The sequence below is a fragment of the Gardnerella sp. KA01001 genome (assembly GCF_049244025.1).
Classification (GTDB): domain Bacteria; phylum Actinomycetota; class Actinomycetes; order Actinomycetales; family Bifidobacteriaceae; genus Bifidobacterium; species Bifidobacterium swidsinskii.
The window spans coordinates 612,685-634,867 of sequence record NZ_CP058366.1 but is presented as its reverse complement, the minus strand read 5'-3'; the positions used below and the strand labels follow the sequence as shown (position 1 = coordinate 634,867).

Annotated in this window: 18 protein-coding genes and 1 pseudogene; 5 read left to right on the top strand and 14 right to left on the bottom strand. The window is 40.8% G+C overall.

Translation table 11 applies throughout. The annotated features are described in order from the left end of the window. Positions 1–61: 61 nt before the first annotated feature. Entirely contained in the window at positions 62–712 is a 651-nt protein-coding gene (locus HXT59_RS02765) for a biotin transporter BioY (protein WP_004109189.1), read from the top strand. A 405-nt stretch (positions 713–1,117) separates the two neighbouring features. Here the strand turns inward: HXT59_RS02765 and HXT59_RS02760 are convergent, their stop codons facing one another. Beyond that, complete coding sequence (locus HXT59_RS02760; protein ID WP_421784039.1) at positions 1,118–2,020, bottom strand: biotin--[acetyl-CoA-carboxylase] ligase; 903 nt, start codon at positions 2,018–2,020, stop codon at positions 1,118–1,120. A 102-nt stretch (positions 2,021–2,122) separates the two neighbouring features. On the opposite strand from HXT59_RS02760, the gene HXT59_RS02755 reads away from it, so the two are divergent. After that, a complete protein-coding gene (locus HXT59_RS02755; protein WP_421784037.1) occupies positions 2,123–4,153 on the top strand; it encodes a DUF6020 family protein in 2,031 nt (676 codons plus the stop codon). A 15-nt stretch (positions 4,154–4,168) separates the two neighbouring features. Next, positions 4,169–5,530, top strand: coding sequence for a PucR family transcriptional regulator (locus HXT59_RS02750; RefSeq protein WP_004109186.1), 1,362 nt, complete (start codon positions 4,169–4,171; stop codon positions 5,528–5,530). A 192-nt stretch (positions 5,531–5,722) separates the two neighbouring features. Here the strand turns inward: HXT59_RS02750 and HXT59_RS02745 are convergent, their stop codons facing one another. After that, positions 5,723–6,184, bottom strand: coding sequence for a Panacea domain-containing protein (locus HXT59_RS02745; RefSeq protein WP_012914471.1), 462 nt, complete (start codon positions 6,182–6,184; stop codon positions 5,723–5,725). A gap of 46 nt (positions 6,185–6,230) precedes the next feature. Here HXT59_RS02745 and HXT59_RS02740 point away from each other — a divergent pair, with 46 nt between their 5' ends. After that, positions 6,231–6,704: a RelA/SpoT domain-containing protein gene (locus HXT59_RS02740; RefSeq protein ID WP_219705471.1), complete on the top strand. Its 474-nt coding sequence runs from the start codon at positions 6,231–6,233 to the stop codon at positions 6,702–6,704. A gap of 67 nt (positions 6,705–6,771) precedes the next feature. Beyond that, positions 6,772–7,377 (top strand): hypothetical protein, encoded by a 606-nt coding sequence (locus tag HXT59_RS02735; protein ID WP_012914472.1) that lies wholly within the window; start codon positions 6,772–6,774, stop codon positions 7,375–7,377. 30 nt (positions 7,378–7,407) lie between these two features. On the opposite strand, the gene HXT59_RS02730 is transcribed toward HXT59_RS02735, so the two are convergent. The 12 genes and pseudogenes from HXT59_RS02730 to HXT59_RS02675 form a co-directional block, all read right to left on the bottom strand. Further along, on the bottom strand, positions 7,408–7,914 hold the full coding sequence (locus HXT59_RS02730) for a hypothetical protein (protein ID WP_421784034.1): 507 nt from the start codon (positions 7,912–7,914) through the stop codon (positions 7,408–7,410). Between the two features lie 475 nt (positions 7,915–8,389). Then, positions 8,390–9,022, bottom strand: a complete 633-nt coding sequence (locus HXT59_RS02725; protein WP_421784032.1) for a hypothetical protein — start codon at positions 9,020–9,022, stop codon at positions 8,390–8,392. Between the two features lie 505 nt (positions 9,023–9,527). Then, a complete protein-coding gene (locus HXT59_RS02720) occupies positions 9,528–10,136 on the bottom strand; it encodes a peptidase (RefSeq protein WP_421784030.1) in 609 nt (202 codons plus the stop codon). Between the two features lie 858 nt (positions 10,137–10,994). Further along, entirely contained in the window at positions 10,995–11,690 is a 696-nt protein-coding gene (gene rplA, locus HXT59_RS02715) for a 50S ribosomal protein L1 (RefSeq protein WP_004106273.1), read from the bottom strand. A gap of 14 nt (positions 11,691–11,704) precedes the next feature. Further along, complete coding sequence (gene rplK, locus HXT59_RS02710; protein ID WP_004118588.1) at positions 11,705–12,136, bottom strand: 50S ribosomal protein L11; 432 nt, start codon at positions 12,134–12,136, stop codon at positions 11,705–11,707. A gap of 196 nt (positions 12,137–12,332) precedes the next feature. Continuing rightward, positions 12,333–12,623 (bottom strand): hypothetical protein, encoded by a 291-nt coding sequence (locus HXT59_RS02705; protein WP_116440659.1) that lies wholly within the window; start codon positions 12,621–12,623, stop codon positions 12,333–12,335. A 182-nt stretch (positions 12,624–12,805) separates the two neighbouring features. Continuing rightward, a pseudogene (locus tag HXT59_RS02700) lies at positions 12,806–13,257 on the bottom strand (Panacea domain-containing protein). A 94-nt stretch (positions 13,258–13,351) separates the two neighbouring features. Then, positions 13,352–14,371 (bottom strand): ORF6N domain-containing protein, encoded by a 1,020-nt coding sequence (locus HXT59_RS02695; protein WP_012914476.1) that lies wholly within the window; start codon positions 14,369–14,371, stop codon positions 13,352–13,354. Between the two features lie 346 nt (positions 14,372–14,717). After that, positions 14,718–16,085, bottom strand: coding sequence for an ATP-binding protein (locus HXT59_RS02690; RefSeq protein WP_033888488.1), 1,368 nt, complete (start codon positions 16,083–16,085; stop codon positions 14,718–14,720). A gap of 186 nt (positions 16,086–16,271) precedes the next feature. Beyond that, positions 16,272–17,309 carry a class C sortase gene (locus tag HXT59_RS02685; RefSeq protein WP_004109166.1) on the bottom strand — a complete coding sequence of 346 codons (1,038 nt, stop codon included), beginning with the start codon at positions 17,307–17,309 and terminating at the stop codon, positions 16,272–16,274. Positions 17,310–17,462: 153 nt separating this feature from the next. Beyond that, entirely contained in the window at positions 17,463–19,307 is a 1,845-nt protein-coding gene (locus tag HXT59_RS02680) for a SpaH/EbpB family LPXTG-anchored major pilin (protein WP_033888489.1), read from the bottom strand. Between the two features lie 245 nt (positions 19,308–19,552). After that, complete coding sequence (locus HXT59_RS02675; RefSeq protein ID WP_421784027.1) at positions 19,553–22,036, bottom strand: hypothetical protein; 2,484 nt, start codon at positions 22,034–22,036, stop codon at positions 19,553–19,555. Positions 22,037–22,183: the final 147 nt, after the last annotated feature.

Below are 22,183 nucleotides of genomic sequence, written 5' to 3'. Positions count from 1 at the left end.
GTTTAATTGACAACCTATTAGCTGCAAACGGCAAACCGGAAATAACCAAAAGAAGGTTTTCATGACTAACATAAATCAAAATAATGCAACAACAGCATCAGCAAATTCAAACGTTGCGAATAAGTTGAAAGTAGCTGCAGCATGGCTTGCAAAGCCAGCGCTTCTCACTGTGCTTTTGGCTCTTTCTACTATGGCAGGCGCAATTTATCTTCCTATTACTCCTGTGCCTATTACGTTGCAAACTCTTGTTTTGTGCATTATTGGTTTAACGTTGAGCTGGCGCGAAGGCGTAGCTTCTGTGGTTATGTATCTTGCTGTTGGCGCAGCAGGTTTGCCTGTGTTTGCTGGCTTTAAGGGCGGCTGGGCTGTTTTTGTTGGCCCTACTGCAGGATTCTTAGCCGGTTTCATTTTTGGCGTTGCTGCAACCGCAGCTTTGAAGCGCGTATTTGACGTAGCTCTTGACGCAATGATGCCAGAAAACTCCTTCAAGAAGACTTTCGCACGCTTCTGCACTTACTCTGTAGCTTCTATAATCGGCACGATCGTGATTTACGCATTCGGCATTTTCGGCCAAAGCTACCTAACTGGCATGCCACTTTCAACTGCCGCCGCAACCTTGATTATCTTCATGATTGGCGATTTGATTAAGGCTTTTGTTGCGAGCGCAGCTTGCTCCGGCTTGTACAACGCACTTAACAAAAAGCGCGCGTAGCGGAAACGTTATATTGCAGAAAAACGGCATTTCCTTTACACGACTGTAAAAGGGAATGCCGTTTTGTATAAGATTGCCGCGCACTTGCTCTTTGACTGAGATAACTAGCAAACAGCTGACGCTTGCGCTTTAAGCGCTCGCTGTTGAGCTTGCACGGAAAGTCCACTGGACTTTCCGTGCAAGCTCGGCGCTCCGAATTGCTTTCGCGCGCTAAATCGCAGCGCTCAAGCAGGTCGTCAGCGCACACTAGTCACAACCTAGTTTCTAAAGCACAACTACACTAACCTGCCCTGCCTGCGTCTTTATTGACGCAGGCAGACCTCGCTTGCGTTGAAAGCACACCGTGCTTTCAACCCTGAGCAAGCTCGGCGCTCCGAATTGCTTTCGCGCGCTAAATCGCAGCGCTCAAGCAGGTCGTCGCGCTTCATACGCAACTGCGTGCACATCGCCGCTTTTTACCACAATCTCCTCGCCAGATGCCTCACGAATCGTAAGCGACGCATCTTCTCCAAGCCGCACAGCAGTTCCTGTCACCACGCTTCCGTCAACTGGATGCACGTTAACTTCGCGCCCAAGAGTCCAACACACACCATTTACTTCTTGAAGCAAATCTGCAGCGTTGCTTGGATAATCGCGCATAAAATCACCAAGTCTAGAACGCAATCCAGTAACGATTTTCGCAGCAATCGTATCACGCAATTCTTTAGCTTCCGGCAAATCAGTCATATGCATTTGCAGCGAAGTTGCCATTTTAATTGGCAGCACTTCTTTAGGCACATACAAGTTCAATCCGATTCCAAAAATTACTCCAACAACATCATCTTTGCTTGGATCAGCTACAATTTCTGTTAATATTCCGCCTTCTTTACAATCGTGCAAAAACACGTCGTTAGGCCATTTAAGTTTTATCGCGCAAGCATCACCGTGCATCGGCGAGCTTCCGCACTCTTTAAACGTTTCTAGAAGTGCGTCACGCGCTGCAAGCCCTGCAATAATAGGCAGCCAGCCATTGTGACTTGCGTCCATAACAATTGACTTCGGCAGCAACGTTACGAATGAAACTAAAAAGCTTTCTCCCGCACGGCTTACCCACGCACGCCCTAATCGTCCTCTTCCTGCTGTTTGCTCGTCTGCCACAATCGCAACTATTGCTGGCTTTCCGTCATCTCGCGCGATTATTTCGCCTTTTTGTATCATTTCTCGCGCAATATTTTGCGTAGAATCTGTAATTGCGAAATATTTTACCAGATCTGCTACTTCTGAGGTCTGCGGCATCAATGCCACACTTTGCGAAGAAAAAATAGTCATATGTATAATTTACATCAGATTATATTTTTGCGCGCGTCATTGCATGTTTTGCGCGCAATAGCAAACAAAGTAGCTGAGCATCAATTAAGCAGGTGTTAACACATGGAGCGCATACTTCGCAAAACGCAGTACGAAAAGCCGCGCAAATTGCGTGCAGTTGTAGCACGTTTTTTAGATTACACTCTTGCTGCTTTGCTATGCTTTGTACTTGCTTTTTGCACTAGCTTGGGACCAATTTTCCGCAGTCAAGATATTAAAGTTCATTTAGGATCAATCGCTGATTTTTCGTTGGTTAATGCTTTTATTTTCGTTGCTGCCTTCATAATATACGCATTAATACTGACTGCGCTTATTTACTACGGTAAAAATAAAAAGTTTTTGCCTAAATATCAACGTTTTACGAAATTAATAAAATCAATTGCGTTAAGAAAAAATAGCGAAAATAAAAAACAGTCAAAATTACAAAAATTTACTACTAAACACACTATTTTCCGCAATATTTCGCATTTTCTTTTAAAATTTGCAAAACTATTTTTTAATTGCGCTAAATGGTTCATTAACCACTCCACTCGCAACAGAAGAAACCTACTTCTTACTTTTTTCGTGGGCTGGATTTGGGTTCCAGTTACGTTACTTGCCGCATACGGTGCAGATATATGCTCGCAAATTCGTGAGTACAGTTGGACTTGGAATAAAATTACAGGCTTAGATCAGCCTTATATCGGCTTCTTTAGCTTTGTCCCAATGGATATTTACCCAACTGCGCACTACTTGTGGCCAACTTATCCAACTTATTTAACAAATCAGCACAACATTGTTCTAACTGTTATTTATGGCGCAACAACAGCAGTCTCCAGATACTTTACCGACTCAAACGACGCTGGAATTGTAGTTCTTGCCTTTGCACAATTTGTATTTGCAGCATGGTGCGTTTCTGCAACAGCACACCGCTTCTTAAACAAACCTTGGCTTGATGCAGAATCTAGCTCAACAAATTGCAGCACAACAACTTTTGCAAGATTCGTTATTCTGCTTATGTTTTTACTTAATCCGCTTGTGTTGTGCTCAACTATTGCGCTTACAAAATCTCCGCTTTTTGCGTTCGCTTTTGTTTGGTGGTTTGGTATAAATTACGAGTTAACTAATTGCTATCATGCGAAGGACACTAAAAATACACCTAGCACAAAGCCAAATGCGCAAAAGCCTAGACTTCACACTGTTTTGGAATTAATTGTTTCAGTGTGCGTAATGCTTATTGCTGCAAAATACGCTTGGTATATTCTGGTTGTTCAATTCGTGCTTTTGATTATTTTTGAGCGCAAACGCTGGCGTTTGTGGGTTTGCGGAATTTTGCTTCCAATCGTTGTGATTCACGGCTCGTTAATTATGCTTATTTCGAGCGGTGCTATTATTAGCGGCGATCCTATTGAGAGTCGCGGCATTCAGTTACAACAAATTGCACGTATAGCTAAGCTCGATCCGCATAGCATACCGCGTAGTGCAAAGCGCATTATTGCACCAATTTTTAATCTGGATCAAACTGCAGAAGCATACAAACCTTATGACGCAGACCCTGTGAAATCTTCCGGATTGCAGTCTAAAAAAGTGAGTTATCGTTGGCGATACGTTACTAAAGATAATATTCGTAAATTAGATTTCGCTTGGTGGCAAATGATTACGCATAGTCCACTCGTTGCAACTGACGCTTTTCTTGCGAAGACTTACGGATACTTTGATATTTTTGACCGCCCGTATGTTGGGCCAGAATATTACATAGACACTGACAGCATACACAAATCTGATTGGATTAAATATTGGAATCCTAAGTGGCGAACTAAATTTGCAGAAGATATTAGCACGTTTAGTGATATTCCTGTTTTAAGTTGGCCAATTCACGGAAATACTTTCGTTATTTTTACACTACTTATTGGTGTTGCAGAAATTATTCTTCGCCGTTGGCGCACATTGTTATGGCACATTCCACTTGCCTTGCTGGTTGGAGTTATGATTCTTGCTCCAGCTAATAATTTTGAGCGACACATGCTACCGTTAGCTTTTGTTTTCTGCTTTGTAGCACTTACTTTTTGGCGAGATACTTTTACTCAATCGCGCTATAATAGTAGAGAATGTTAGGATCAAAGGCATAAGATGGACGAGAAGAATACACCTCAGTTTGCGCAAGATAGCAGCGCTGCTTCTTCTGTTATGTCCGAAGAAAATTATGAAGATAAACTTGCAGGAAACAGCTTACTTAGTAACGATTTTCTTTCGATACTAGCAAGCGTACAGGCAGCAGAAAAGCACGCGGAGGATTCTAATATTGCCAATTCTCTTGAAAATCAACAGTTAAACAAAACGCAAGTAAACGCTGTATCAAATGATCAAGAAAGCTCTTCTACAGCAAAGCAATCTAAAGCAGAGCAAGAAAACGAAGAAAAGCACAAACACCACTTGTGGCATCGTCTTTCATCAAATCAAAGTCGTTCGAGTCATTCAAGTCAATCTTCTGAAAATACTAAAGGTAATAATTCACCGAGTTTTACTCCATTGCCCAGCGCGCAAAAATCAACTAGCTCGGAACCGCTTAGAATTTTCGACAATCGTGATGGCCAAGTTTTTGACGCGGCGATGCGCTTGCAATTACACTCGATTATTGCCACGTGTTTAATGAATGGTATTGCAGACGCTCGTATTGACGCTTTCATGCATTTACTTCAATGGTCAGATTCGCCAAAAGTTATTGTTATTGCAGGAACTTTCGGCACTGCAATTAAGCCAGATGACGGACCAAATCGCAAGCCAGCACCAGATATTCCACCTGATAACACTGACACTTTGCGTCGAAATATTTGGCCACAGCTTGGTAGTTGCAATGCGTATGATGCAATAGTTGAGCGCACACAAAGTAGTGCTTTGCAGCGCATTACGGGAGCTTGGCAAAAAACGCAAGCACTGATATCAGCATCTACGAAAAATTCTTCTACTTTTGCAGCGCCTTCTCATATTATTCTGCTTGCTGTGCGCGAAAATCCTAGCGATCAGGCTTTAGAGAAGCTGTGCAAAGTTTTTGAGAATTCTCATAAGACGATTTGTGTTAGCAGCATGGTTGAAGGCGTTGAGCAGATTTCTTCCGCTCTTACTGCTACTCTTGCCGCGATTGCTGTTGCTCCAGCAGTAAAGCATTTGCCGCAAATCATTCACACAGATGATTTGCTTCCAGAACGAGCGCTTATTGGCGATGCCACAGCTTTTGATACTCTTTACAACAAGGTGTATCAAAGTTTGGCTCCTTACAATCATGACGATCCGACTCTGGAAACTATTGACATGTTCTTACGCTTTGGTGGAGCTCTTGACCAAACAGCACACGAACTTAATGTGCATCCAAATACTGTTCGTTACCGTTTACGTAAAGTTGCGCAAACTACAGGATGGGATGCTACGGATCCGCGCGCCGCTTATGTACTGCAAACAGCTATAACAATTGGCAGAATTCGTGATTCGCACTAAAACGAAGTGCACGACAATAAAGACGCGCGGCCTAAACTACTCGCGCGCGTGATGTTTAGACCGGATTTTCTTGCGTAGGCGACCTAAACTACTCACGCACGTGCTGTTTTGGTCGCTTAGACAACGCATAAGTAGAAGTGTATTACATATCGAAAATGCAGCTCTTACTGCACATCTCCTACTACGCAGCGCTTACCGCAAAAAATTATGAGTTGAATAGTAATCTTTCAAAGAATCTTTAGTAATTTTTTGAACGCATATTGCCGAACTATTAGTAGCATCATAAGCATTCTTCCATGGATCTTCACTATGTGTCATAGCACTCAAATCACTACCAGAATATCCAGCAAACTTTTCGCATACCTTTTCCACAAGAATCTTTTGGACATCTGTTAAAGAATTATCCTGAAGCTTCTCAGTATTGGGAATTACAAGCTCACCTTTACGAATCAAAAACTTCCCACGATGCAATGCAAATAATTCCGGGCAAACAGGACCATTCCTCCATGCCTGAAAATCCTCGTTAAATAACGGATGCCCAGTAGCAGCCAAAGAATACGCTTGCGAATAGTAAGCTAGCTTCTGCAGCTTCATAGTGGTAATAGTTCCAGTAATATCAAGGATGTACGATGCCACGTTAAAGATTGTTGTCATACGCACCTCCCTTTTATAAAACATACAAGTTATATATTATATTCGTATGACGATAATTAGCCGAAAGCAAGCTAACGCAGCTGGCGAAATACTTAAGGAATTGAGAGATCAGCAAAACTCAGAAGAGTATGGCAAGCAGATATCCATCCTCAACACATGGCGCCATCAGCATGAAGAACCAGCACAAATCTTTTTCAAAAAACTTGTTGGAATCATAAATAAGTACCCAGACGCAATGGCTACGTATCGTCTTAAACGCAAAGAATCAATACTTAAAAAGTTATACCGCAGCAATGGAAATTTTGAGCTTGGTGCAATAGATGACATTGCAGGGTGTAGGGCGATTGTAAATTCTGTGAGTGAAGTTTACAAAGTTTATGATGAAATTCTTAATCTTAAAGAAGCTGGGGAAATCGATATTAAGAAAACGAAAGACTATATAAAAAATCCAGAAGAATCCGGATACAGGTCACTGCACGTAATCGTAAAACAAACATTAAACCAAGAAAAAAATAGATAGACAATATAGGATTGAACTACAAATACGAACCAAGCTTCAACACTATTGGTCAACAGCAGTAGAAGCTATGAGTGAGATAGATAATGTAGAATACAAAGATCCTACTTTGATAAGTGAAGGTAATACTCGAATACAATCTTGCTTACAATTCTTCAAAGTAATCTCTAAGTTATTTGATTGCTGTGAAAATGATGATGATTCTTGCAGTGAGTCTAAGAAAAAACTCGCAAATTCAGTGCGGACAAACAATGATTTTAAAGAAATTATTGAAGATCTTAAAGCTGCGCGCAATAGTGTAACTATTAATATGCAAAAAAATAGTACACAAGGCGGCGAAGGGCTTTACCTATTGGAGTTATCGCGAGAAACGCAAGAATTAACCATACATTCATACACTATGGATTGTGTAGAAAAAGCCATAACGAATTATAACAGCAAAGAAAATAGCAGCATAAACGGTGAAGATAACAAAATTCAGGATGCAGAAATCGATAACAGTAGTGTAAATAAAAACTTAACAGTTAATAAGTCAAGTGCTCAAACATCAGATATAACTGACTTGAACAGCGTACTTATTTATGCACAAAACGAAGAACAGCTAAACGATACTTACCCTAATTACTTATATAACATAGAAAAATTCATTGAAAAAGTAGAAGAACTTATTAATTAATCAATGAATGAATGAAAATTGGGATAATAATCATGAATTCTTATTCACCTGTGTGTTATCTTCGCAGTCAAATATATTCTTTATGCATGATGAGATGGTATTCTGCTTACTTTGAAAAAGATTACATACAATAATGAAAATAACAGATAAAATAATAAACCTGTAAAATCCTAACCACATATGTTCTGTAATAATTTCATTATTTGGCAATTTTGTACCACCACTAACATTGGAGCAATCATAAATCCAATTTAATAATTCTGATAAATACTCAGAAAGTTTCAAAGATAAATACAACATTGCTTCAAAAACTACTGCCATAATATTAATGACAATCAATTTATATTTATTACTATCTGAATCTTCTATTTTTATATCAAATATCCCTTTACATAGAATCTGTAAATTTTCCAATTTAAGCAAAAATACAATGCATGCTATTATCAAAGCGACTATTGTCCAATTAGACTCATTTAAAAACCCTAAAAGTGTAAACAATACTGACAAAACATAAATCAAGAATTTTGAATTTTTCAAGAAAGATTTAATGCTTTTGCACACTAAAAAGAAGAATGGTATAAACCATAGAATGAACATTGCTAGCGATTTATAACATTCCGACAACCAATTAATTGCATCATAATAAATATATGCAGAAATACAAAGATATAGATAAACCTGAATAGAAGGTATTAGAAATAGAATTTTATTGTTCTTAAATTTTAAATAAATAAGAAACAATAAAAATAGTATTAAGTACACTACACAAACATTAACAATAGAATATATTCGCTTTGAGTGTTCAATATTACCATAAAAAAGGGATATTGTAAAAACCAGTAAAAGCACAGATAACATCATTAAAAGCACGTGTGTCACTAATATGCAATTCCTAAGACTGTTAAAAAAGGAATATAATTTATCTTTTAAATTAAGCATTTCAAACCCGCTTTTAGTAAGTGCAATATCTGCGTACTACAATGACAACGCAATTAACTTTGTCATAATTGACTTATTCATTAATGGAAACTTTGTTATTAATTCTCACAAATTGTATATCTTCTATTTCAAAATAATATTTAACCTTTTTCTTCATTTTCTTTATAAGACACGAAATTTTTTCTTTATCAATCGACTCCGACTGCATATCATCTTTACTAATTAAATCTTTCACCATAATGTGACTACCCCATTGTCGAGCACCTGGATTTACTTGTTTAGCTTCCGCTAATATCGATTCTTTATATTCCACACAAATATTACTAACTATAAAATTAATCTTATTAGTAAATACAACTTCAATAGTCTTATATCTAAGCGTCCCACCATGCCCTGCAATAGTTTTTCCAGGATTTAATCTAAACGCACAGCTCTGTGCAACTTTTAATAACCTATCCCTACGTTTCTTCTCATATATCTCTTGTTTTTCAGTATCGCTTGCAACTTGTAGTCCAGCAAATATTAACGCACCCCCTGCAAAAATACCACTAACCCATTCACCAATCGCAGAAACCCATTGCGCTGCAGTATCATCCCAGTGAAAACAAATAGCAGCTATTACCAATACCAACGAAGCAATTAAAATCATAAATCCAAAAACAACAAATACAGCAAAATAACGAATACACAATTTATCAACCTTCATACAATAACTATACGCCAACACAATTTATATAATCAATAGGAAGAATTGTTCACTTAAGAGGTTATAGGCCAGTAAATAAAAAATCGGGCGACGCATAAATGCATCGCCCGCAAAACTTTCGTTTTCAAATCGTATTTAATAAGTTACTATGCTTACTGTACATTATGCACAATCTCTTTACACATACGAAAAAGGGCTTGGAGACTGATGCCCCTAGTAGCACCAAACCCAAGCCCTTTAACAAAACCGACTCGTTTCCCTAACAAACAAGCCAGCCAAACACTCAACAGTCACGCCCCCGAAAACCAGCGCACAACACTACCGTGAAGAAAGAGATTTGGCAAAACAGTAGAATCATGCAAAAGCCCGAAAGCAAACCCGCCACAAAACACTAAACAGCATTCGCAGCACGTTGAGTGAAAGATTTAACAAGTGAGCGCACCATACTCACATACAGTGCGCTCACAAATCATTAAACAATCAACACACTTAATGTGCTAAAAGCTTAGTGACGGATCTTGCGAAGAGCAACACCCATGCCAGCAAGCACAGAAGCAGCAACAGCAGCCAAAGCTACAGCAGCACCGGTCTTAGCCAATGGAGCAGCCTTCTTCTCGGAAGACTTCTTAGCTTCAGACTTCTTATCAGACTTCTTGTCGTTAGCCTTGTCATCAACCTTCTGACCATGACGCTTGAGGTAGTCAGCGACAGCTTTGCACTCGAGAGCATCTTCACCGTAAAGCTTCACACACTTCTTGTAATCCGTGTCCATATTGCCAAATGGAGTATGCTCATACTTATCTTTCTCGTCAGCAGCAACCTTAGCAGCCTTCTCAGCATTCAAACGATCAGCAAGAGCACCAGGGTCCTCAGTCTCATAGAGCCAATTATCATCATCGTTAGCAGTCTGATCATTCTTTGGAGCAGTCTGATCATTCTTTGGAGCAGTCTGATCATTCTTTGGAGTAGTCTGATCATTCTTTGGAGTAGTCTGATCAGTCTTTGGAGTAGTCTGATCACCGGCACCCTCAGCGAAAGCTGGAGCCGCGAAAGCGAGACCGGAAAGCAAAGTTGCGCCAGCAGCGAATGCGGCGATAGCCTTCTTATTCAACATAATATTTTCCTTTCTTCTTCTCCACCACGCTTAAAACACATGGTGAAAAACATAAACCCACAAAATCAATCTCTTGTGGATAACTTTCAGATAGAGCATCTAGCTGAAAGCTGTTATTAACATACCCCCCCCCCGTTCGAAAAAGTCAAGAGCAGACGCACAACTCATTAACAGAAAACATTTATATTTTTACGGAAATATTTCAGTCAAACTATTTTTAAGAATAAAAAATACAGTATTATGCGTTACTTTTCGTAAAAATATCAATTTCAAGGTTTTTAAAGATTTTTCCCAGAAAACTCTCAGAAAACTCTTGAATACTCCCCCAACCAGCCGCAAAACCGTTGCAATATAGCCACTCTTGTGCGACACGCCGAAACTACATTTGCGTAAGCGCGACCGAATTCCCAATGCAATACCACACAAATCTACCCTGCCTTCGTCTTTACTGACTCAGGCAGTCCTCGCTTGCGTTGAAAGTCCACTGGACTTTCAACTTTGAGCAAGCTCGGCACTCCGAATTGCTTTCGTGCGCGCAATGCTACACTCAAGCAGGCCGTCGCGCCGCAAAACGTTGCAAAACAGCCATTCCTGGACGACACGCCGCGCGCCTACATGCGCCGCGAACTCTCTAGAGGCGTAACCTCTCCCATCACCTATTCGTTATTAATGCAGATAGCGTACTGCGCCAGTAACGCAAAACATCAATTATTCGTTATTAACGCAGAAATGCAGTAACGCAAGTAACAAAAACGCTGAAAACATGACTCAAAAGAGTACATTTTCAGCGTTTATAAGTTCTAAACTTAATTTACTACTTACCAGCCATGCTTTCGCATAAGCTACGCAGGCAATAAATCAGGCAGCAATGCTGGCGATATCAACTGGAACACCAGGAGCCATCGTAGAAGTCACAGTTACCTTAGTAATGTAACGACCCTTGATGGTGCTTGGCTTCAAGCGGCGGATTTCGTCTGCGACAGCCTTGAAGTTCTCTTCAAGAGCCTTAGCATCGAAGGAGAGCTTGCCGAAGAGGAAGGACAGGTTGCCCTGGCGATCCACGCGGAACTCAATCTTACCGCCCTTAATATCAGCAACAGCCTTGGCTACATCCATAGTCACGGTGCCAGTCTTTGGGTTTGGCATCAAGCTACGAGGACCGAGAACACGACCCAAGCGACCAACCTTACCCATCATGTCTGGGGTTGCAACGACTGCATCGAAGTCAAGGAAGCCACCGGCAACCTTTTCGATAAGCTCGTCATCACCAACAATGTCGGCGCCAGCTTCTTGGGCCTCAGTAGCCTTTGGGCCACGAGCGAACACCAAAACCTTAGCGGTTTTACCGGTGCCGTTTGGCAAGTTAACTACGCCACGAACCAACTGATCAGCCTTGCGAGGATCCACGTTAAGGCGCATAACAGCCTCAACGGACTCGTCGAAAGCGTGCTTTGGCATGCTCTGCAACAAAGCGATAGCTTCAGCTGGGGTGTACAGGTTATTGCGGTCGATCTTCTCAGCCGCTTCACGATACTTCTTAGAACGCTTAGCCATTTCTACACTCCCTTTCAGTCGGTAACGGTAATACCCATCGAGCGAGCGGTGCCCGCGATGATCTTCATACCGGCCTCGACGTCACGTGCGGAGAGGTCAGGCATCTTAATTTCGGCGATCTCGCGCACCTGAGCCTTGGTCACAGAACCAACCTTGTGAGTCAATGGATTCTCGGTGCCCTTCTGAATGCCAGCAGCCTTAAGCAACAAAGCAGCGGCTGGTGGGGTCTTCAAAATGAAGGTGAAGGAACGATCTTCGTAAACGGTAATCTCAACTGGGACGATCTGGCCCATCTTGTCCTTCGTCTGGTCGTTATACGCCTTGCAGAAGTCCATGATGTTCACGCCGTGGGAGCCTAATGCTGGACCCAGTGGTGGGGCTGGATTTGCCTTACCAGCCTGAATCTCGAGCTTAATAAGCGCGGAGACTTTCTTTTTCGGAGCCATAATATGGTTCTTCTTTCTTGTACAAGCGGTTCAAACGGTTGTTGCAAACGCTGGTATAAAGCCGTTTTGCAGCTTCCTCCCGCATCTTGTATTGCTGTGCTGTGCTAGCGGATTCCTCCTCCAGTCACAAGCCTTCCTATTATGCCACATCTTCGCGACACGCATCATTACGAAAACTGCGGCTATTTTTACATAGCTATTTTTGCGTAACTATCTCACTAGATAATTCGTTAAGTATAGCGTTTCTAGTCCACGCACTTACAGTCATCTTTCTACGCTTCGCATCGGCTTCGATTAAATGCCAAACGGTATCACTTAACCTAACAGTACGCGGTTTCAACGGCTGAGTTTCATCTTCCCAAGCTCTTCCGGCAAACTGTGTAATAGTGGCACCAGAAAAATTATCTTCTGCTTCCTCAGCCCACTTATCAACAATATCGTCCGTAATAACGAATCCGTTTTCCGCAGTATACGTATCCCTAGTCATCTCGCATCCCTTATCTCTTGTAAAAATCCCTTTGTAAGACGATTTGCATGAATTATAAGTATTGCGTTGTTTTCAAGCTACCATATCATGCTTTACTTCTATGCTCTTAATACAAACTCCACAAATCTCGAGCAACGCTATAACTAACTCAGAGCAAATAAGAGAACAAGAGAATATCACATTTACTTAAGCAAATTATGAACTGAACAGTACTCTTTCAAAGAATCCTTAGTAATTTTTTGAACGCATATTGCCGAACTATTAGTAGCATCATAAGCATTCTTCCATGGATCCTCACGATGTGTCATAGCACTCAAATCACTACCAGAACACTCAGCAAACTTTTTGCACACTTTTTCCACAAGAAGCTTTTGACCATCTGTTAAAGAATCATCATTCAACTTATCAGTGCTAGGAAGCACAAGCTCCCCTTTACGAATCAAAAACTTACCGCGATGCAATGCAAATAATTCTGGGCAAACAGGACCATTTCTCCATGCCTGAAAATCCTCGTTAAATAATGGATATCCAGTAAATACGCTTGCGAATAGTAAGCTAACTTCTGAAGCTTCATAGTAGTAATAGTTCCAGCAATATCAAGGATGTACGATGCCACGTTAAAGATTGTTGTCATACGCACCTCCCTTTGCGCAACTACATTTGCGCAACAGCAAAAGTTGGAAGTCTACTTCCAAGTTGAGCGCAAAACACTAGAACATTATAAAATGTTAAAACTCTAACTCAGGATTCTTTAACAACTCATCAAACATCGCATGATACAAGCGCAAATTCAAAGACTCTATTCGCGTAATAGTCGAAATTTTGCCGCCAGCATCTTTCGACGAAGCGCCACAAACGTAAACAGCCTCATCATCCGTTCCATAATCTATAACCACATACCTATCGTGATACTTTCTGCCAGCAGTCTTAAACTTCAAATCAACACCAGGACAATCGCTTACAAAATCACCCAACATGCTTTCCGTAAGCATATTCTTGCTCCTAGCGTTATCACTAAAAACTACGATTTCAACCCCTTCACCAGCAAACCGTAATAGTTCCAATGTTTTAAGACCAATATAATTATCAACAACGTAAATGCTTTTCTTAGCTGATTTATATATTTTGCAATACGCAAGATCCGCTTCTATTTTATTGCCGTCCATAAGAAGAAAATGTTTATACGAATCTGGATTAATAAAATTATCCATTACCTTATTAAAATCTTCCTTCGTTGCCATTTGAGATTTTATTTCCGCTATATCATTAGTATTCTGATTCGTTTGAATCGCAAGCTTAGCTAATTCCTTCGCGCCAATAAAATCCTTATTTTCAACAATATAATCCTTCATTTGCTTAAAGGTTCTAATAAGCGCTTTCGACTGAATTATGGCAAGTTCGCCTCTTAACACAGTCATGAGCATATAAATACCTTGCTCCGTAAAAGCATATGGAAGCTTTCTGCGACCACCCCAACTTGATGTAGAATTTTTCGACATCAAGTTTTTGAACTCATCAGCAGTTAGCTGAAACATAAAGTCATCATCAAACTTTTCTATGTTATTTTTTACCTGCTCGTTGAATCTTGCCGTAGTATACCCATATATTTCAGCAAGCTCAAAATCAAGCATGACTTTTTGATTACGAATGTTGTAGATTTTCTCTTTTATTGTTTCAGCGTCTATTATCATTCCAACAGACGCGTTTTTAGAGTCAGCGATAATTAGATTTTTATTCCCCTCTACCATAAGATCACTCCTAAAAAATGTGCGTAAAACCTAGCGCTGTACAACAAAAACTACATTTCTAACACAAAACCCATGAATCGCAAGCAATCAGGGTTATTCCCAAAAATCAATCACAAGCCATAAAACATCTAACAACTAGCAAAACTAGCATGCATCAGCGCATAAATATAATTCTATAAGATTCCACAAATAAAAAGCAACAAAAAAATCGGTTTTAATACAAACACACAGCACATTTATGTAGTGCGCTTGTACCTGATTTACGGCATGTCATGCCAAATCAGCCAAACGGCTAAGCCGTGAGGAATAAGTGCACTACATAGCAGCGCGAAGGCAGGTCGGAACGCTACACCAATCCACACATATAAAGTGGTAATATTACGAGATTCAAATCTTTTCTAACGCTAAGCTGTTTAGGAGCAAATACATAACTAGTTCCAATTCTTTTTGAAAACTTGTTCTTAAATTTATCAAGAGAAACTGTTTTAAACACATTCCCAGATTTAACTTCAATAGGAGATATACGCATTTTGCCAGCAGAATCCTGAAAAGCTTTAGAAATCAAAAAATCTATTTCCATAGTATTTTCCGAATTTTCTTTGTCTCTATTTGAATAGAAGAATAGGCGATGTCCAGATGCTATTAGCTGTTGCGCAACAACGTTTTCAACTAGCATTCCTTCATTAATTGAGATTTTTCCAAATAAAATTTCTTTATACAGATCATTAGACGCAATACTACTATCTGAAAGTATCATAGAAGTCAACAAACCGGTATCAGCCATATAACATTTTACTAACGCATCATCTGCATTAAGATTCAATCCCACATTTGGATCTGTAGATTTGTAGCAATTATTTGTAATACTCGCATCCGAAAGCCAAAAAAACGCATCCTTATAGTCACGCATACGAGCATTCTTACCTAAGGAAGTAATCCTATATCTTTTTTCATGTCTGGAAAGCTGTGCTGGTATTCCATCAAACACAGACATAACTTTCATTTCATAACCTTTTGCAAACTTTGCAGCATCCTGCCTATAGAGCGAAAGAATACGACGCTTAACCCTATCTACTCGAGCAAAATCTCTCGAATCAACATATTCATTTACAGACTGCGGCATGCCACCAACTAGCATATATTCTCTAAAAAGTCGCATCGCTTTTTTATGTAAAACATCTGGCAAAGGATTTAACTCATCAAATGAATCTTTAATAACTTTCGATAGATTTTCTTCTCCAAAAGCCCACAAAAATTCTTCAAAATCAAGAGGATACATGCGTTCTTCTTGTTCTTCAGATGGAATCAATATTGTTTCAACATTGTGTTTAATAGACAATAACGAGCCAGTCTCTATATAGTCGTATCTGCCATCTGCAACTAGTTGTTTTACAAATTCTCTAGCCTGTGGGAAAAATTGCACTTCGTCAAAAACCATTACCGATTCACGGTTATAAAGTTTCACACCATATAGTGCAGATATGTATGTAAAGAAAGTGCTTAAATCTGAACGATAATCTTCAAATAGCCGAAGCGCATCTTTTGATGCTTGCGAAAAATCAATAAGAATATAAGACTTGTATTCGTTTCTTGCAAACTCTTCAACTATAGTACTTTTCCCAACTCTTCGAGCACCTGTTACTAAAAGCGCTGTTGAACCGCGATCAGCATTCTTCCAATCGAGCATTTTTTGATAAAATTTTCGCCTTAACATATAACACCACTCTTAATTACCACAAAACCGTTGAAAATACTATTGTTTTATAGTATATATTTCACGAAAATCAATGTCAATTTATGCTAAATTTTCACGAAATCAGGGGTAAATATATGCCGAATTTTCACGAAAATCAAGGTGTTATTTCTCTAAATCTTCGCGACACGCTGCATTACAGCAATTCTAAGCAGTTATATGTTTGGCATGAGCAAGTGAAGCAGCACGGCGGTGGCGCTTGCGAACCGCGGCAATAATCATCGTCGTAAGAATCACAGCGCAACCAATAAGCGCGAGCACAAACATCGTCATCCAAAGCGGCCACTGCAACTTATCGCCCGGCACGGAAACAGGATCCGGCAGCACGCGATAGCCTGTCACCAGCAATCTCTGCGTATTAACACCATACGGCGTACAGGTAAGCAGCGTCGCCAGATCACGCCCATTCTCGCGTTGAAGTAACCTAATATCATGCGGATCGACCACGCTAATGCGGAATACCCTGTAACGCAGCGTCTCCCCCTGCACGTCAAAGTAGAAGAAATCACCCTTCTTCAACTCCACTAAATCATCAAACATGGTCGCATTTGGCAAACCCGTATGCGCCGTCACAACAGCGTGACGCGTTTTACCCCCAACCGGCAAATCTGTGCCATACAAGTGTCCAGCGCCATACGCCAAAACCTCCTGCGAACTACCGTGGTAAATCGGCAGCTTAACGCCAATCTTCGGGATTTTCACAATACCCATAATCCCCATCGGCTCATCCAGCTGCTTCGCATACTCCTTATACTCCGGCGTCTTCATATAATCCGTCGTGCCATTGTACGGATCAGCCGTAATAATCGACTTGTGGCGCGCATTATAACGACGAGCCGCGTTCAAAATCTTCTCGCGAGCACTCGCAATCTGCTTACGATTCAAACGATCATACGCGGTAGAAATCTCCTTCGACACCTTGTTATTCCACAACGTTGACGCAACCGGGTACGTGAAGCACAAAATTGCTGCAAGTGCGAGGGCAATTGGCTCGAGAGTGCGGCGGAGTTTGGATTTGGGTTTTTTAGCGGGTTTTGTTGCAGTTGCGGAGGCTGCGGTTTGCGCTGCTGTGGAGGCTGGTGTTGTTTCGGTTGCGGAAGCGACGGGTTTTGCTTGAGCGACGGGTTTTGCTTTGAGTTGCTTGAAGAAAGCATATACTTTAACAACAGCGTCGTTTAATTTCATGCTTCTTCCTTGTAACGTTTATACACGTAAATTTTGTTTCAAATTACGCGTGAAAACACACGTTTTTAGAGCAAGTGAGTCTAGGATTTTAGTTCAGTAAACCCTAGACTCACACTTTGCTATTAGACTACAAGACCAGCTTTAGAAAGCGGATCAGGCGTTCTGCTGCTGTTCCTCTTCTTTGCGATTGCGCATGTAGAGGAACACGCTTGCTGCAATCAAGCCTATGCCAGCAAGCGCAAACAGAATCACGCCAGCAGCACCAGTTGCAGGAAGATTGAACCAGAACTTGTTACCGCCTTTTTCACCATGCAATGGAATGTTAGGGAATTCCAAAGTATCAGGATTATCGTTGGTAGTTGTATCCTTAACAGTTATTTCCTTAACCACAGGAGACAAAGCAAATCCTTCAGGAGCCTTAACCTCAACAACATACAGCGTTGAACCAGCTTCAGCCTTGTAAGGATTAGAGAATTTACCGCCTTCAACAGTAGTTTCATCAAATGCAGAAGCGGCCTTGCAAGGACTATCTTCCGCATCTACTGCTGTATTTTCCTTAAGAGACTTGGTGCACAAATCTGCTTTATTTTTGTCGGTAAATATCTTGAATTCAGCACCAGAAAGCTTTTTACTCTCATCTTCAGAATTGTACTTATCAACCTGCAAATAACCAAACTTGACTGTAGGCTTACTGCCATCAACATTAGGAATTATAGGATTCGGTGCAGTAGTACCCTCATCATGAGCTGGGAAGAAGCCAGACTTATTAGTAATAGTCTTATCTGTAGTAGAATCCTTGAAGGCTTTACTTATGTCAAACGCAAGCTCAACCTCAACTTGAGGAGCCTCAGATCCAGCAGCAACGTTATTCAACTTAGAAGCAATTTTCTTCAAACCTGCTTCAGTGAACTTCACAAGAATGCGAGTGTGACCAGCAGCAAGACCTTTAGTATCTCCAGCTGTAGTAATCTCAGCATTATCAGAATTAGCCATTGCAGTAACGGTGTAGTCGTTGTTCTCACCCTTAGTAAAGGTAGAATCACTACCTGTACCGAACTTTACAGACTGCACAGCAGCATCAAGTCCCTGATTATTAGGTTCTGTAAACGCTGAGGTTGGAGCATCATCGAATATCGCGTAATCCGTGAGATTCTTCTCAGTCAAATCCTTGTCAATCTTAGTCTTGTTCACCTTCGCGGTAATTGTGTAGTAAATTTTATCTTTTACACCAGCAAAAATGTGAGATTTATCAACATTCTTCTTAATTGCAGAAGAAAGATCAATATTCTTTGGCTTAACTACAGGATTATACTCATACACAGTTGTGGTCTTGCCATTATCAGTCTTCTGTTCAATCAAAGGCAAAGTCATGTAGAAACTACTGAAATCGTAAGCACCATAACCATCAGGAACCTTCTCAACAATCTTATACAAACCAACAGCAAGATTATTAAGTGTAGACTTACCATCCTTGTCTGTAGCAGTCATATTGTGCACATCAGTTCTAGTTCCAAGAGTTACAACTCCAGCTTCTTCCGGATGAGCGTTTAGCTTAGAAACAATACCAGCAATCTTCTGCCAAGAATCATACTGAGCAAGATTCAAAGTAACATCATTAGTTCCTTCCTTAATGGATGCAACTTTAGTTACAGTGAAACTAACATCTTTAAGAGGTTCAAAACCAGCAGGGCAAGATGTATCTTGCGTTTTGCCTGTCTCATTAGATGCGGACGCATTAGCAGTACTAGACGAAGCAACGGTAGTAGTAGTTGTAGAGACATCCTTTTTCTTGCACTTAACAATAGTTAAACTACCGGTTGTCGGAGCTTCACTCTCCCATGGAGCCTTAGGACCCATTTTAACAGAAGGTTGTGGAACACCCGGCTTACTACTAGCCCACGCAACTCCAGCCACAGTTACAGCGCCAGCGACGCACAGCGTGCCAGCCATCGCAAGCGACGCAACCGCCGCCACGAATTTATTAGTGAACTTTTTCATGTTCACTCCTTTCGTATGCCGTTTTACGGCAAGTAGAGAATTAGTTTGCATTGATAATGCTCTTGACGAGTAGAGTTTTAAAATTTTTGGCATTTACCTTGTGTTATCACGCTCCCGAATCCCGAAAGACTGCGCAATAAAACAATACGCAATAAAACAATGCGCGAAACAGGAAGGCTTGATGCGCAAATGCGTACGTAGTCGCCTTATGCGAAGCACAGCGAGTAAATGCATATACAACTGCTTCATACGTGATTGCATAAGCCTCGCCGCCTTCCAAAAATTAATTTGCGAGCGCGCTCACTTTGACTTACCACAAAGCCAGCAGCCAGCAGATTTACCAACAGAGCGGCAAGAATACCGAGCTGCAAATTCCAACTCTGCCCGCCCGTGTGCGGCAAAGTAAAATTACTCACCGAATGAATATTGAACGTAAAAGCAGCAAAATCCTTATGTTCTTTAAAAGATGCTGGAGCAGCAGTTAGAGCAGATTTTATTGAATCAGGAGTTAGACTGTCAGCCTTAGTATTTTTTATTGCATCATCAAACGTAGTGAGTGCTTTAGGCTTCAACGCGTACACAACGCACTGGTAATCGTCAACCTTAGTCGGCTTTATGCTCACTTCCTTATCAGTTCGCGCAGCCACTTTTTTACTTGGATCACCCGACTCGCAAGTCGTCTCCCCTTCTTTACTAGAGTTACACGCATTTTGCTTCGTATCCTCAGGCACACTCAACACCAGACCTGCAGGACTACTGCTCCAAGTCTTGTATTCAAGAGCAGCAGCAGGTTGCGTCGATTCAGAAGGCTGCTCAGATTGCGAGCCAGTACCGCTAGTACCTCTACTTGAGTCACTTAGAGCAGAACCACTTTCAGCAGAGCCATTATCCCCAGTAGAAGTACCACTACCAGCATTATTCTTCTTCTCGCCTTTCGAGCACAGCACGCGCAACGTAATCTTTTTCGTGCTATCCGCCGCAGAAGTAGCATCAACAAACGGCTTAAGCTCCATACCGAGCATCGCAGAAATATTGTTATTGCTGCTAGTCAACGCCGCTGGCAACGGACCCGTGCCGTTTTTAAACGGATACACTTTCAGCGTAAGATCATTATCACTAATTTTTGGCTTTGGCGGCTTACTCGACTTCACTTCAATCGTAACTGACTTATAATCCCAGTCAACGCCTTGCTTAATAGACGAACTATCCCACTCACTACTGTCAACAATATTTTGTTCTGGATTTTCACTAGTAAACAGGGACTTCCTATATTCATCATTCACAATTTTTTCGTTAAACACTTTTGCCAATTTAGACGATTGTGGCTCTTTATGAGTTGATGAGTCTTGTTTTAAGTCAACATCCTTAATAGCAAACACTTTGCACTCAAAAGTGCCAACCTCTTTAGGCGTGCCACTAATCCAGCTTTGAGATTCCTCAGTATAAGGATCACTCTCATACACAGCAGAATCAGCTGCAACTTGAGGAGGTCTAGGTCTGTCCTGATTTTCCATATGCTTGAACTGAGTCTGCGTAACTAAACTCAAACCATTAACACTGTCTAACGTATAACTATCAGCATTATCACCACTACCCTCTTTATGGCAAATCATACGGTGATAGATAGAACCAGGCTTATCTGTCGATTTCGATTCAATAAAAAGCTTATTAATAGGATTGTAAACGTCTTTATTATCATCACTGACGACAGTACCTACGTTAGGAGTTGAACCTTTAGACTTTGGTTTTATAGTAATTTTATTACCACTTATAGGAGTATTATCCTTCTTATTCACAAAATCGTATAAGCTCAGCGATAAATCATCGGGCTGAGCCTTAGGCAAATCATCCTTAGCAAGTATCGCTTTAATCCTAGTGCTGGATTTAGAACCACCTGGATAATGTATTACAACATAAAACCTATATGTATTAGCTACTAACCATTTGCTCGCAAAAAAACGTATAGAACCATCGCTATTTTTCGTAGATTTAGCAGTGTAGCTATCATTCTCACCCTTGAAAAAAGCATACTTTACGGAATCATTATTTTTACTATACTCTTCCAACCCAAGCCACACGCCAGCAGGTAATGTTTGCTGCACTTTACCTGCAACTTTTATTGTTGGAATAATAATCTGAGGAACCCTATTATAAGGCTCGCCATTCTTACTTTTAATGTTTATTGTTTTATTACCATAAGTAATGCTGTAGCATTTTTCAGGAGCCTTATACCTTTTATTATTCTTACACGCTTCCGGAAGTTCAGGCTTTTCATTCGCGCCTCTGTCAGTGCCTTTAACAGCTTCCGCAGAATCAGCAGCTTTATTTTTAGCATCTTTAACGTTTTTCTTTACATCAGAATCAGTCGACTTAGCCTTATCAACACCATTGTTACTATCAGACTTCTGCCGCTTAACAGACTGCGATTCCTTATTATCTTTATTTAAAGTACTTGAAGTATCAGTATTTTTCTTATTAGGCTCAGTAGTATTATTAGATTCACTCTGCTCAGACTGCTTATTCGATTCACCATCGTTTTTAGTAGAACCAGCCTTCGCACCCTCAGCCTTCTCAGTAGAAGTAGCACTTTCGCCAGCACTCAACGCATAAGTTGGAGCAATCACAAAAGTAGCAAGCAATATTGCAATCGCCACAAAAAAAGCAAATAACGAACGGCGAATTGAGCGCACTAGTCGAAGGAAACGGCTAAATATATGCGAATTAAACATATACACCTACCTTCTAATTCGCCCTCTTATATCATAATGTCGTTATTACAACGGCACTGAAAAACTCGAATTCTCGCTAAAATTCTCTGCTAAAAACGCTCTTCCCAAACACTCAGCACTATACCCCCCCCCCCACGCCTATTTGCA